Annotated in this window: 15 protein-coding genes; 7 read left to right on the top strand and 8 right to left on the bottom strand. The window is 49.1% G+C overall.

What is annotated here, in order from left to right; translation table 11 throughout:
* The 7 genes from QZ157_RS10220 to QZ157_RS10190 all read left to right on the top strand — a co-directional run.
* On the top strand, positions 1-773 hold a 773-nt coding region (locus QZ157_RS10220), incomplete at its 5' end, for an MqnA/MqnD/SBP family protein (protein ID WP_295145254.1).
* On the top strand, positions 770-1,039 hold the full coding sequence (gene fliQ / locus QZ157_RS10215) for a flagellar biosynthesis protein FliQ (RefSeq protein WP_232037885.1): 270 nt from the start codon (positions 770-772) through the stop codon (positions 1,037-1,039). The genes QZ157_RS10220 and fliQ, both read left to right, overlap by 4 nt.
* Positions 1,036-1,821 carry a UDP-N-acetylmuramate dehydrogenase gene (locus tag QZ157_RS10210; RefSeq protein WP_295145251.1) on the top strand — a complete coding sequence of 262 codons (786 nt, stop codon included), beginning with the start codon at positions 1,036-1,038 and terminating at the stop codon, positions 1,819-1,821. Before fliQ ends, QZ157_RS10210 begins: the two co-directional genes overlap by 4 nt.
* Positions 1,822-1,896: 75 nt before the next feature.
* Positions 1,897-2,268, top strand: a complete 372-nt coding sequence (locus tag QZ157_RS10205) for a DUF805 domain-containing protein (protein ID WP_295145247.1) — start codon at positions 1,897-1,899, stop codon at positions 2,266-2,268.
* A 153-nt stretch (positions 2,269-2,421) separates the two neighbouring features.
* Positions 2,422-3,165 (top strand): pentapeptide repeat-containing protein, encoded by a 744-nt coding sequence (locus tag QZ157_RS10200; protein WP_295145244.1) that lies wholly within the window; start codon positions 2,422-2,424, stop codon positions 3,163-3,165.
* An 18-nt stretch (positions 3,166-3,183) separates the two neighbouring features.
* Positions 3,184-3,558, top strand: a complete 375-nt coding sequence (locus QZ157_RS10195; protein WP_295145241.1) for a barstar family protein — start codon at positions 3,184-3,186, stop codon at positions 3,556-3,558.
* The gene (locus tag QZ157_RS10190; RefSeq protein WP_295145238.1) at positions 3,543-4,151 is read left to right on the top strand and encodes a hypothetical protein; all 609 of its coding nucleotides are present in this window, start codon (positions 3,543-3,545) and stop codon (positions 4,149-4,151) included. Before QZ157_RS10195 ends, QZ157_RS10190 begins: the two co-directional genes overlap by 16 nt.
* A gap of 467 nt (positions 4,152-4,618) precedes the next feature.
* Here QZ157_RS10190 and QZ157_RS10185 read toward each other — a convergent pair whose 3' ends face one another.
* The 8 genes from QZ157_RS10185 to QZ157_RS10150 form a co-directional block, all read right to left on the bottom strand.
* Positions 4,619-5,071, bottom strand: a complete 453-nt coding sequence (locus QZ157_RS10185) for a hypothetical protein (RefSeq protein WP_295145235.1) — start codon at positions 5,069-5,071, stop codon at positions 4,619-4,621.
* A 301-nt stretch (positions 5,072-5,372) separates the two neighbouring features.
* Positions 5,373-6,890, bottom strand: a complete 1,518-nt coding sequence (locus QZ157_RS10180) for a dual specificity protein phosphatase family protein (RefSeq protein ID WP_295145233.1) — start codon at positions 6,888-6,890, stop codon at positions 5,373-5,375.
* Positions 6,891-7,389: 499 nt separating this feature from the next.
* The gene (locus QZ157_RS10175; protein ID WP_295145230.1) at positions 7,390-9,414 is read right to left on the bottom strand and encodes a bifunctional alpha/beta hydrolase/class I SAM-dependent methyltransferase; all 2,025 of its coding nucleotides are present in this window, start codon (positions 9,412-9,414) and stop codon (positions 7,390-7,392) included.
* 39 nt (positions 9,415-9,453) lie between these two features.
* Positions 9,454-10,008, bottom strand: a complete 555-nt coding sequence (locus QZ157_RS10170) for a DUF1287 domain-containing protein (RefSeq protein ID WP_295145227.1) — start codon at positions 10,006-10,008, stop codon at positions 9,454-9,456.
* Positions 10,009-10,015: 7 nt separating this feature from the next.
* A complete protein-coding gene (locus QZ157_RS10165; protein WP_295145225.1) occupies positions 10,016-10,945 on the bottom strand; it encodes a phosphatidate cytidylyltransferase in 930 nt (309 codons plus the stop codon).
* 1 nt (position 10,946) lies between these two features.
* Positions 10,947-11,291: a hypothetical protein gene (locus tag QZ157_RS10160; RefSeq protein ID WP_295145223.1), complete on the bottom strand. Its 345-nt coding sequence runs from the start codon at positions 11,289-11,291 to the stop codon at positions 10,947-10,949.
* Complete coding sequence (locus QZ157_RS10155; RefSeq protein WP_295145221.1) at positions 11,272-11,910, bottom strand: lysophospholipid acyltransferase family protein; 639 nt, start codon at positions 11,908-11,910, stop codon at positions 11,272-11,274. Before QZ157_RS10155 ends, QZ157_RS10160 begins: the two co-directional genes overlap by 20 nt.
* Before the next feature lie 236 nt (positions 11,911-12,146).
* On the bottom strand, positions 12,147-12,740 hold a 594-nt coding region (locus QZ157_RS10150), incomplete at its 5' end, for a CDP-alcohol phosphatidyltransferase family protein (RefSeq protein WP_295145218.1).

Here is a 12,740-nt window from a genome sequence, read left to right as displayed (position 1 = left end):
TAAAATTTAGCGCCACCGCGCTTGATATCCAGACGCTAAACGACGAGGCGCTAAAAGGCACCTACGAAGCCACGGCGATTAGTTTCGCGCTATATCCGCTCATCTGCGACGAATACGCGCTTTTGCGCACGGCAGTGAGCTTTGGCGAGGGCTACGGTCCAAAGCTAGTTAAGAAAAAGGGCGCGGTTTTAAAGCGAAATTTCAAGGTCGCGCTAAGCGGCAAGCACACGACAAACGCCTTGCTTTTTCGCATGGCATACCCGCAGGCGCGCGTGATTTATAAAAATTTTCTCGACATCGAGGGCGCGGTTTTAAGCGGCGAGGTGGACGCGGGCGTACTGATACACGAAAGTATTTTGGACTTTTCGGACGAGCTTTGCGTGGAGCGTGAGATCTGGGACATCTGGAGCGAGCTAGCGGGCGAAAATCTACCGCTGCCGCTAGGAGGCATGGCGGTTCGCCGCAGCCTGCCGATAACGGACGCTATCGAGTGCGAGCGCGTGCTAACCGAGGGCGTGCGGATCGCCACCGCGCATAAGCCGTTTTTGTCGCACATGCTGATGGAGCGAAACCTCATTCGCGTCGATAAAGAAAAGCTAAAAACCTATCTAAATCTCTACGCAAATGGTAACTCCGTCTCGATGAACGAAACGCAGCTAAAGGCGGTAGATAGGCTCTTTGCGCTTGGTTATGAGCGCGGATTTTACCCACTACCGATCAAGGCCGAAAACTATCTCGTGCCAACCGAGTACAACGATATAAGGTTTAGCTGATGCAATCAACTCTCATAGAACTCGGTATCGAAACCTTTAAGATCGCGCTTTATCTGAGCTTTCCTATGTTGCTAGCGGGCCTATCGGCGGGGCTCATCATCAGTATATTTCAGGCTACGACGCAGATAAACGAGATGACGCTAAGCTTCGTGCCAAAGATCATTTTAGTCGTCGTCGTAATTATATTTTTGATGCCGTGGATGGTCTCGATGATGGTCGATTTCACGACGCGCATGATAGAGTTTATCCCAAATTTCGTGCAATGACGCAGCTTGTAGATTTTTCCAAATTTAGCTCGGTGCGAGTGGGCGGCGTGCACGAGGTAGCAGTGCTAGAAAGCATTGAGGATGCGCTAAAGCCGGAATTTGCCGGGCGCGTGATGATAGGCGGCGCGAACAACCTACTCGTTTCGCCAAACCCGCCCGCGATGATGATGCTAGGCGGCGCGTTTGATTATATAAACTTAAGCGGCGACGTGCTCAGTATCGGAGCTGCGACCAAGTCGGGCAAAATTTACAACTTCGCCAAAAAGCATAATATCGGCGGATTTGAGTTTTTGCAAAATATCCCGGGCACGCTTGGGGGCCTCATCAAAATGAACGCGGGGCTTTGCGGCGTTAGTATCAGCGACGACCTGCTCGCGGTACGGCTAGGACGCGGCTGGGTAGAGCGCGAGAGGATAGGCTTTAGCTACCGAAAAAGCGGGATCGATGAGCCGATATTTGGCGCCGAGTTTAAAATTTCGCGCGAATTTGACGCAGCTCTCGCCGCCGATTTTACCGCTAAACGCGCAAATCAGCCAAAGGGCGCTAGCTTTGGCAGCTGTTTTGTAAATCCGCCGGGCGACTACGCGGGCAGACTGATCAAGGAAGTCGGGCTAAAGGGCTACGCGATAGGCGGGGCTAAATTTAGCGAACAACACGCAAATTTCATCATAAATTTTAAAGCCGCGACCTTCGCGGACGTGACCGGACTCATAAATTTAGCCCGCGAGCGCGTTTTGGAAAAATTTGACATCCAGCTAAAAACCGAAGTGGTAATTCTTTAAATTTAGCTTTTCAAGCGCACTTTGATCGCATGCTAGGCCTATTTTAGCGGATTAAGTTGTTTAAAAGGATAAAATATGATCTTTGCCGAATCGGTAAAAAGTTGCCTTAACGGCTACGTAAAGTTTGACGGCAGAGCGCCTAGGTCGGAGTGCTGGTGGTTTGGAGTCTTTAATCTATTAGTAGGCGTGCTGGCCCTTTGCGTAGACCTAAGCATATCGGCCATATACGAAATACCGGGGATCGTCTTTAGCCTTGCGGGTTTAACCCTTTTATTACCCAACCTTGCAGTCTGCGTCAGAAGACTTCACGACCTAAACAAAAGCGGCTGGTGGGTGCTACTCTTTTTTATTCCGATCATCGGCTATATCATTTTAATCGTATGGTTTGCTACGCGCGGCACGGTAGGGGCAAATAGCTTCGGCGAAGACCCATTAGCAGCAGCTTAAAGAGGCTAAAAATATCCGCAAAAGGCGGCGCAAAGAAAAGACGAGTTATTTTTATTTGCTCGGGCGGCGTCTAGTTTTCGCCGCTTATAAACAAAATTTACCGCCAAAGCTTAGCGCCGCTATGAAATTTTACGCACGCAAAGGAAATACAAAATGAAAAATCTTTTTATAAATAACGAATTGCGCGATATTTCGGTATGCGGCGAGAACCTGGGCGGAGCGATTTTTGACGGTTTGTCGGTTAGGGATGCGAAATTTATTCAGTGCGATTTTTCAAATGCGAGAATAGGCCTACGAAAAAACGTTAGTTTTGAAAATACCGTTTTTCAAAAGGTAGATTTCCGTAGCGTCGGACAAGTAAATGCGGTTTACGATAATTGCAAATTTATCGGTTGCGATTTTCGCGGAACGAGATTAGACGACTTATCGACGAAATATTTCTCGTGTTTGTTTGATAAATGCAAAATAACCGACCAAAGATTTTTAGTAAATAATTTTCAAAAAAATACGATTACCGGGAAAATATCCGAAGTCCAGTTTATCGGCGACAACCAAAGGTTAGGCAAGCTTGACGAGTTAAATTTAAACCTATCCGCCTGCAAAATCTCGTTTTTTAAATTTATAAATTGCGATATATCAAATATCGTTCCGCCCGACTTTTCTAATTATATATTTATAAAAGATTTAAAGACAAAAATCCAAAAAGCAAACGAAAAACTAGAGTTAGATGATTTGTCTGCGGCAAACAAAAAAACGATGGAAAGAAAGTTAAGGCATTTGGGCGGGCTGGATGCGTATTTGTTTAACGTAGAGGATGAAATTTACATCAACGGTTTAGAATTTACGGAAAAATTCTTTTTTTATTTAGGCGTAGATACGGCTTGCTTGCTAAAATAAATTTAAAGGCGTTTAACGATGAAATTTATTAGCGTAGATATAGATTTTTTAGATATTTATTCTAAAAATTTAGACGAGGAATACAAAAATTTTCACCTAAAAATGGCGGAAATTTTCGGTTTTCCGACCTTTTACGGCAAAAATCTCGCCGCTTTGATAGATTGCTTATCTGATTTAAGAACATTTGGGGACGAAGAGCCCATGACTCGCTACTCTTTGGGCGATGACGAATGCCTTTTATTAAACGTTAGAAATTTATCTAAAGCCTCAGACGATTTGAGGCGCAAATTTTTATTAGCCCTAGAAGCCGTAAATACGCGCTTATCGGCGGATAAGACGCCTACGATATTAGTAAATTTAACGAGCAAAGGACAAGCTTGCTGCAAGAGATAAGAACCAGCTGCGAACCGGCGGTAATCGGAGTTAGAAACGGCCTATATCAGACGGAGCTTATAGACGCCAAATCCTTTCCCTCCAAAGACGTCAAAGAAAAATTTGCGGACGTTTTTACGAATCCGCTAAATTTATCCGCATTTAAAGACGAAGGCATTAAAGCGTTTGCGCTAAAACGAGCAAAACAAACCGATATCGTTTCTTGCGACTCGGGTATTTTTGATTTGGATTTTTTGATTTCGCAAAAAGCAGCAGACGTCATCAAATCCTTTAAGGTTAATCTGATAAAAGTACCCGTCGAAATTGACGGCTGGAGCGGTAAATATTTCACGGTTAGTTTTCCCAAATACGGCGTTAATATCGTAAATTTTCCCGAGTCTATTTTCGTATATCAAGATTACGATAACGAGCAAGGAAAATTTATCGATATCGTAAGAAGCATTAACGCCCCAGACGAATATGGCGAATTAATGGCGGAAATCGCCCCTAGAAAAATATCGCTATCGCAAAAGGTAGAAGATAAGGCGTTTCATATAAACGGCATGGGACTGTTTTTCTCTCGCGCTATTTTGGACGCGTTTTTATCGGAGTAAATAAGCGGGTTTAGCCTACATGACGCTTTCGTTTTAGCTTAAATTTACAGGCTTTTTGGGAGTTTGGCAACCGCGCGGCTTTGGCGTAAATTTACCTTAGCTTAAATCAGGCTATAAATTTTCGCCGCCCATAGCCGAATTTCGCTCGCTTGTCTGGTTTTACGTTTGCTAGGCGGTTAAATTTAGGACGTTAGGCTCGCTCGTATTTGCCAAAAAACGTATCGGCGCGGCTTTGTTTTACCTTACTCTCTTTGGCGGGGCGCTCAAAACTCGGGCGCGCATTCGTCGTTTGCTTGAGCGCTTTTATCCGAATTTACAGTCGCGTCTTAACGCGTGGTTTATTTAAACCCAAAGCAGCCTTTGCGTTTAGAGTTTCGTTTGCGAGGCGGCATTTTGTCTTGGCCTCACGCGCCCTATCGTTTGCAAATTTGCGTCTAGTCGCCCGTAAAGCCCATTTCACCGTAAATTTAGCCCAAATAACGCATCGCTAAGGCCGCTAAAATGAGCGCCAAACTAAGCGCGGCCGCTAATTTATATAGCTGCAAAGCTCCCGCGCAGCGACTTTTCATATCGCGGATTTTAGGCGGCTTGCTAGCTAAATTTAGCGCCGCAAGCGCCGCGTCAAATTCGCCCTGCCCCAATCTCTCATCCGCAAAATCCCTAAAAATAAGCATATCAAAATGCAGCCTAACGTGCAGATAAAATAGCCCCGCAAAAACCGCCAAAAAGCCCGCAATCACGGCAAAACGCGTAAAAATAGTAAGGCAGACGGCAAGCTGAAGTAAATTTAACAAGAAAAACAGCCTATGCGTCGCTAAAAATCTAGCCGTAACCAGCGCCAAGACTCTATCGTCCGCCGTTTGGCGGCATTCCCGCTCCCCGCCTTGCGCCGCTTTTTCGTTTTTCTCCGCATTCGTCATTTTCTCTCCTCATTTTGGGCGTTTAGTTAAATTTTCGTTCGTTTTCGCCGAGAATTTTGCAATACCGCTTGTTTCTAGCCTTCAGAGCGCCGCTTTTTCGTTTTGCTCCGCATTCGTCATTTTCTCTCCTTGTTTTGGGCATTTGGTTAAATTTCCGTTTGTTTTCGCCGAGAATTTTGCAATGCCGCTTGTTTCTAGCCTTCAGATTTTTTAAATTTGATCCCCCAAACCGGACTTGATCAAATTTAGCCTGCGCCTATTTCGCGCTTAAATTTACCGCTTCTTTACTCCGCTTTCAAATTTAGCTGGTGCGGACGGCTATCTGCTCTATCCGCTCGCGCAGCGAGCTAGCGACTGCGATCTTTTCTCGGCGAGATTTTAGCAAATTTAGCGCGTCGTCAAAGCCCAGTCCCTCGTAAATCACCATCCAAGCAAGCAGCACAGACGCGCTCCTGCCGTAGCCCAGCGCGCAGCACACTAGCACCTTTTTATCGTTTGCTTCGGCGGCTCGTTCGTTTGAGCTAGCGAAAATTTGCCCCGCCTCGGCGATCTTACTTTCGTTTGCCGCGCCGGGCGTTTGTAAATTTACCCGCGCGGCCGCTTGCCTGTGAAATTTCAAATTTAGCTCGTTCGCGTAGCCAACTGCCTCGGCGCTAAAATTTGATCCTAGTTTCGCCGCCCTTTGCGGTAAATTTTCGCAGCCGCCAAGAGTCGTTTTTACTATCCGCTCAAGCTCGTCCGCGCCGCGCCTCAGCTCGTCCGCGCCGGGCGTTATCATATCTAGCATAGGTAAGCTCGCGTAAATTTGCGCGCCGCCAGGCCGCTCAAACTCGGCCGCGAGATCTAGCACCGCGTCAAATTTGCCCGCCACCTTAACCGAGCCAAGATAGAGCCCTGGCAAAATCTCATCTGAAAGCCGGCGTCCGCGCAGCCAAAAGAGCGCATTTAACCGCGCTACGCAAAGATATGGAAAAAGTAAAGCTTTAGCTGCGGCGGCGTGACGGCCTTGCCCGTTTTTAGCAAAAACTCCCGTGCCCAAAAACGCGTAACCGCAAGCAACCAGCGCAAAACTAAGGCTCGCCCACGATAGCCACAGCATCCACGCGCCCCAAATTTTAGCCCCCAAAATCGCCGCAAAAAGCGTCAAAAACGCAAGCCCCAGATATAGCGCCGCCCATTTGTAGCGCGCTGCGTCCGCGGCCACGGCAAATCTAAGCGGCTCGCCATCTATCGGACGAACGAGTAGGACGAGGCAGCCCGCAGCCAGCCCCGTTGGAATGTCGATAAAATGGTGCTGATACGTGGTTAGTACGCTAAGGCCGATGAGCGCAAACCACGCCACGAGCGCCGCCTTAAGCCAAACTGCGCGCGCCTTACGAAGGTAAAATGCGCCCACCACGACGCAAAGTATGATGTGCAGCGACGGGGCTTGATTAAACGGGAGGTCAAAGGCGGCGAGGCTTGAGAACAAAAAGCCGCTAATGCCCGAAACTGCGGGCTTTTCCCACGACATTTGCAGAGGAAAAATGATAAAAAATAGCGTCGCGATAATCTGCGCGGCGAGTAGCTGCGTGACGTAGCGCGCGAGCTCCCCGGCGTCACGGCAGAGGAAAAATCCAAGCGCGTAGAGCAAATTTAGCGACCAATACGGCACGATGCTCCACGCCCAAAACGGCACCGCGCGCTCCCACGAGAAATAGATCTCGGGTACGTTTGCGCAAGCGCTCGCGAGGGCATTTGTAGCGCCGTAGCTAGCGTAAAATATCGCCGCAACTACGACGAGCGCGGTCAGCTGCGATAAAAACGGTTTTGTTTTCATTTTTGCCTTTTTTGCTAATTCTATCAAATTTTAGCGGATTTGCGCTTCTGGTGACCTATAGGCTCGCTTGACGTAAATTTGTAAATTTTACCCGCCGAGACCCGAATCTTTAAGGTGTCAAATTTTAATTAGTCTAATTTAGAGTTATAAATTAAACTTTTTGTGCAAGTCAATCTTTCTTGTTAAGGGGGAATGGGCTTGAATTACGAGGTCGCTCCCTTCCCCCTTAACGATCCCCTATCCCCTACGACATGAGAAGTTGCTGCGCTATGCGCAGGTTAAATTTGGCGCTGTCGCGCCGCACGTTTTTTAGTTTAGCATTTTTGGGTACAGGTCTCGGCGACTCAAATTTGCAAATTTGAACGTAAAAAGATAAGGCGAAGTATTTTGAGATGGATTTGAATGTTGCGAAGAAATTTTCGACCGAAGATAGAACATATAGTTCATCGAGGGAGAAAATTTCTAGCTCATTCAAAGACGCTCAAAAGACGAGCCGCTTTTAAATTTTAACGGCCAAACTCACGCTAAATATCCCATCCCCATCTATCCACTCTTTTACTTTTTTAAAGCCCGCCTTTTTCACAAGCTGATCCATCTCGGCCTGGCTGCGGCGGCGCATGATCCATGCCGCACCCTGCCTGTGGCTGGATAGAGCGCGCGCGATCATCTCGAGCTGCGGGTGCCACGGCTGGTTGGTGTAGATGAGGTAGCCGCCGCTTTTTACGCTGCTTGAAAAGCCTTGTAGCGCAGTGCGCACGACTGAGTTATCCGGAAAGAGCTCAAACAGCCCCGACACGACGCCAAGCGTATATGCGTCCTGCAGGCCCTCGTAGCTAGCGGCGTCAAACGCATTTGCCTGCGTGAAGCTCGCGACGTCCTGCAGTCCGCGCTCCTTTATCATTTCGCTGCCGGCTTTTACGTTTATGTCGCTGTAGTCGCGTAGCGTTATGCGCTCAAATTTATGCCCTTGCGCGGCGTCTAGTATGTATCTGCCGTGCCCCGAGGCGATGTCGAGCAGTCGTAGCGGCTCGCCTCGCTCCTGCAGCTTTGCTACGGCTTGATCGATAGCTAGCTTGATATTTCGTTTGCGCTCTCTGATGCCGCGCCAGCCGATGGCGTTTAGGTAAATTTCGTCGATAAATTTAAAAAATTTATTCGCCCCTTGCGGCTCGTTTCGGTAGACGTAGTCAAGCGTACTGCCGCTATCGTAGCCGGTATTTTCGCCGATCTTTAGCCCGCCGACCCACGGCGAAACCGCCTGCATAAATATCCGCTGAAATTTAAACCGTAAATTTTTCGGGCTAAATCTCGGCAGCGGCGTAGCTAGCCTATCGGCCTCCTCGCGGCTAAAGCCGTATTCGTCCGCGTGCATGCAGTCCACCTCGCTAAAAGGCGCGCTAAAGCGCTCGCCGACGAACTCGCGCACGATCTCAAACGCCCTCTCCCGCTTGCTTTCGCCCAGCGTATCGTGGTAAAATCCCTCTAAAATCTCGCGCCTTTTTACCCGCGCGCCAAGAGCGTTGTAAAACTCGTGCTGCGGGGCGTGCTCCACGACCCAATCATCGCCCGAGATCAGCAGCAGCGTAGGCGTCGTGATCGCGGCGGCGTCCGAAACCACGCGCTGCGCCGCCTCGTAAAGCCCCAGCAGTATGCGCACCGAGATCGCGCGAGTGATGAGCGAATCGGCGTCGTAGCTGGCCTGACGCTGTTTGTCGTGCGTGAGATAGTGCGACTTGACGTAGCTGTTTATGAAAAAATTTCCGCGGGCGGAGTAGAGCGCCTTTAGCCCGGCTCTAGCAAACGGCACGTAAAGCTTCACGCTAAACGCCGGACTTGCCAGCACCGCGCAGCGAACGCGCGGGGCGTAGTCGTGTAGCCACGCCGAGACCAGCACGGCACCCACGCTCTGGGCTATCACGGCTAGATTTTGCGTCTCAAAGCCAAATCTCTGCTCGATGTGCGCCACAAACTCGTCCACGTCGGCGATGAGGCGGCCGATACTCGGCGCGTCGCCCCGCTCGCCCTCGCTCCTGCCGTGTCCGCGCTGATCCCACGCAAAATAGCTAAAACTCTCATCCGCCAAGCCGTCCGCTACGTGCGTCACCCTACCCGAGTGCTCGTGCCCGCGGTGAAATATCGCTACGGCTTTGGCATTCGGCGCGGCTTTAAATTTAAGATTTTGCTCGGCGTTTTCGCTCAAATTTGACGCGCTGCATTTGCCCGTTTCGTTTAAATTTGAGTCCGAATTTTCGCCGCCGTTTGGTAAATTTTGCTCGTCCGATTTACCTTCGTCGCCGAAACCCGGCTCCGTATTTTCATCCGCGCCGCCTGCTTGCTCGCTAGCCGAATTTGACGTTTCGTTTGCGGCCTCAGCGCTCAAATTTGACCCGTCAAATTTGCCGTCCTCGCTCAAATTTACTTCATTTGCGCCCGGATTTTCGCACGCTACGTCGCTAGCCAGGCGGTATCTGTAAAATATCCTCGCCCCGTCGCTCGTTATAAAATAGCTCTCTTTAAACTCCATTTTTCGCCTTTCTTACTTAAATTTATCTGTTTTTTACGCTTATTTTATCCTAAAATGCCCCGTTATCTCGTACTCGTTTAGCACATTCTCCTCCTGCGCGCCAAGCCCGATATTGTGGATCACGAGCGGGGTTTTGTTAGCGGCAAATTTATCCGAAACTATACCGATATGCGGCCTGCCGTTATCCAGCCGCCACGTCACGATATCGCCGGCTTTAAACTCGCCCTTCGCCTCGTAGCCTTTGCGTTTTAGATAGGTCGCGATGTTTGGCACGCGGCGATGATCGATGTTTTTGTCGGTCTTCTTAGCGCCCCAGTTTTTTGGATAGGCGCTAAAATTCGCACTCATATCCTCGTGGATGAGCCGCTGCAGATCGATATCCTGTCCGCGCAGCGCCCTAACTACGACGTCGGTGCAAACGCCCTTTATCATATCCACGTCGCCCATCGGATAGGCTAGCCTCTCGTACGAGGGATCGTAAAACAGCGTCTGCCCGACCTGCGCTCTAGCGTCCTGCACGAGCTTCCCAGCCGAAAATGCAAAGGCAAAATTTGCCGCGAGCGCTAAAAGTAAAATTTTGCTCCAAATTTTCATCAAAACCTCACGCGTAAAAATATCTAACGATGTGAAAAAATATCGGCGCCGCAAAGCACAGCGAGTCCATACGGTCAAGCATCCCGCCATGCCCGCTGATCATATAACCCCAGTCCTTGACGCCAAGATCCCGCTTGATCGCCGACATAACAAGCCCTCCTAAAAAGCCCATCATACAAACGGCAAGCCCGATGAAAAAAGCCCCTGCCGTGCCAAAAGGCGTGAGATGATGCAGACACGCGGCCAGCGCGCTAGCACTAAGAACCCCGCCCGCAAAGCCTACTACCGTTTTAGACGGACTGATGCTAGGAGCGATCTTGCGCTTGCCAAAAAGCTTGCCCCAGATGTACTGCAGCACGTCGCTTGATTGCACGACCAAGATCAAAAACAGCATCAACTCCATGCCGCTGCCCTGCTCAAGATCCAGCAAAAGAAGCGCAGGGATATGCGAGATACAAAACACGCAGATCATCAGCGCCCACTGGATTTTCGTCGAGCGCTCTAAAAAATAGGCTGCATCTCCGCAAATAGCGGCCAAAATCGGCAAAAATAAAAATCCGTAAACCGGGATAAATATCATCGCCATCGCGTACCAATCAGCATATATAAATATATACTGCGCGGGCAAAATCACGTAAAAGCACGCCACGAGCGCGATGTGATCGCCTCTGCGGATGTAGATGAGCGACAAAAACTCGCGCAAAGCGGCAAAAGATACGAGCAAAAACAAAAATATCACGGCGTTTTTGCCCATATACGTAAACGCAAAAATCACCAAAATCATCGCCCACCAGGCGTTTATGCGCGAGGTCAAATTTGAGACGGTTTTGTTCTCGGCGCCAAATTTTGCCTTTAGGATAAAGGCAATGGCGCTAGAGACGACTAGCACCACGATGAGTCCTAAAAATAGATTTAATATATGATTTTGCGGGTTCATTTTAGTGCCTTTTGGTTAAATTTGAAGCTAAATTTGACGCCCGCTTCGGAGCTTGCGAACGAGTCAAATTTGCGCGCGTTTGGTTTGCCGCGCGGACGGCTTGATTGGTTAAATTTTTTACGCGGTTTAAATTTGTGTTTAGGTCAAATTTGATTTGCGCAGAGGCGAGCGTTTTAGCCCGTGTTTCGCGCTCAAATTTGACGTTTTCGGCCGCCGTTTTAAAAGGCTCGCCGTCAAATTTGTCGTAAAAATCGGTCGCAAATTTTCCCTTTTCGTTTGACGGACTTACGGGGCTTAAATTTAACCCCGCAGCCAAAGCTACTGCGCTAGGCTTTCGTTCTATCATTTTGCGTATCGCTCATCGCTAGCAGCGCGTCTTGCGTCTTTTGCAAAAACTCGCCCTTGCTCTCGCCGCCGTAGGTTATCTCCTCGCCCACTATCAGCTCGCAAAGCAGCGGAATAGGCACGAAAAAGCCCTTAGGCAGGACGTTTCGCGCGTTTTTGATCCATACGGGCACGAGCGGGATGTCAGGACACTGCTGCGCCAGGCGAAATATCCCGCTTTTAAACGGCTGTAGCGCGAGATCGTCGTCCGTCTTGCGCGTGCCTTCGGGAAAGATGATGAGAGAGTGTGTCTGTAGCGCCTCGCTCATTTGCGTTAGCGCCTCTAACGGATCTTTATGACGGCTGATTAGCACCATATTAAATACGTTTTTAGCAAGAAATCTGCGCACCCGCCCGCTCTCCCAGTACTCCGCCGCCGCGACGGGGCGCGCGCGCCTTCTCGCGCGGTAGGGCAGCGAGACGAAAATCAGCAAAAAATCGCCGTGGCTAGCGTGGTTCGCGTAGTAAATTTTAGAGCCCTCGCCGATGTTTAAAAGCTCCTGCGGCGGCCTTACGCCCGTGATAAATATCGTGATGCGGCAAAGGATAAAATCAAGCGCGGCTGCTAAAAACTCTTTCATCTTTCGTCCTTTTTGTTAAATTTGCCTTGTTTGCGCGTTAAATTTGGCGACTAGCGCAGATTTTAGTCTTACGCTCATTGTATCGCTACTTTGGCTTCATTTTCCTTATGCACCATCCGCAACGCCTCTAGCTAAAATAAATGGTCTTGAAATTATATCAAATTTAATTACGGCGGCAAATTATGCTAAATTCGGTATCCTTGCGGCAGGATTATTTTGGATTTTATGGTTTACCCCTACTCCCCCAGCCCCATCCTCACGCGGTTTACGCAAGTAACCGCGAGTAAAAATACCGCTACGTAAAGCACCCAGACGCTCCACGCAGGCAGCTGTCCAAGTAGCGCGTAAACGGTAGCTATAAGCCCGAATAAAAACGCTCGGTCGCTTTTACCCATAGGTCCGTCGTAGCGTCTACCTCGTCCGTGTATCTGACCTAGCACGCCTAAAAATTCGCTCATAAAAGCTAGAAAAATAACGAGCGAGATAACGCTCTGCCCAAACGGAGCCACGAAGGCAAAGGGTAGATAAAGCGCGGCATCCGAAATAACGTCCGTAGCCTCGTTTAGGTAGCCTCCCAGCGGACTTTTTTGATTAAATTCGCGAGCTAGCATGCCGTCTATGGCATTTAGCGCCATACGTAAAAACATCCAAACGGGCAGTAGAAAAAATAGCGTAGAAATATCGGCAAATTTTACTAGGACTCCGCCAAGTAAAACAGAAATGGCGGAGGCAGCGATAGTAACTGCGTTTGCCGTGACGCCTGCGCTATAAAGATGCCTAACTAGCGGGCGCAGTAGATTTTGAAACCTGGGTTTTAGCTCGTAAATACT

The organism is uncultured Campylobacter sp., from assembly GCF_905372745.1.
Taxonomy (GTDB): Bacteria; Campylobacterota; Campylobacteria; order Campylobacterales; family Campylobacteraceae; genus Campylobacter_A.
Note: the sequence above shows the minus strand (reverse complement) of the source record. Positions and strands in the feature narration are given on the sequence as shown.

Bases quoted from the DNA above. Each gene is read 5' to 3' on its own strand.
- QZ157_RS10200 (WP_295145244.1), top strand. From the start codon at position 2,422: ATGAAAAATCTTTTTATAAATAACGAATTGCGCGATATTTCGGTATGC.
- QZ157_RS10170 (WP_295145227.1), bottom strand. From the start codon at position 10,008: ATGAAAATTTGGAGCAAAATTTTACTTTTAGCGCTCGCGGCAAATTTT.
- QZ157_RS10175 (WP_295145230.1), bottom strand. From the start codon at position 9,414: ATGGAGTTTAAAGAGAGCTATTTTATAACGAGCGACGGGGCGAGGATA.
- QZ157_RS10160 (WP_295145223.1), bottom strand. From the start codon at position 11,291: ATGATAGAACGAAAGCCTAGCGCAGTAGCTTTGGCTGCGGGGTTAAAT.
- QZ157_RS10195 (WP_295145241.1), top strand. From the start codon at position 3,184: ATGAAATTTATTAGCGTAGATATAGATTTTTTAGATATTTATTCTAAA.
- QZ157_RS10205 (WP_295145247.1), top strand. From the start codon at position 1,897: ATGATCTTTGCCGAATCGGTAAAAAGTTGCCTTAACGGCTACGTAAAG.
- QZ157_RS10185 (WP_295145235.1), bottom strand. From the start codon at position 5,071: ATGACGAATGCGGAGAAAAACGAAAAAGCGGCGCAAGGCGGGGAGCGG.
- QZ157_RS10210 (WP_295145251.1), top strand. From the start codon at position 1,036: ATGACGCAGCTTGTAGATTTTTCCAAATTTAGCTCGGTGCGAGTGGGC.
- QZ157_RS10165 (WP_295145225.1), bottom strand. From the start codon at position 10,945: ATGAACCCGCAAAATCATATATTAAATCTATTTTTAGGACTCATCGTG.
- QZ157_RS10155 (WP_295145221.1), bottom strand. From the start codon at position 11,910: ATGAAAGAGTTTTTAGCAGCCGCGCTTGATTTTATCCTTTGCCGCATC.
- QZ157_RS10180 (WP_295145233.1), bottom strand. From the start codon at position 6,890: ATGAAAACAAAACCGTTTTTATCGCAGCTGACCGCGCTCGTCGTAGTT.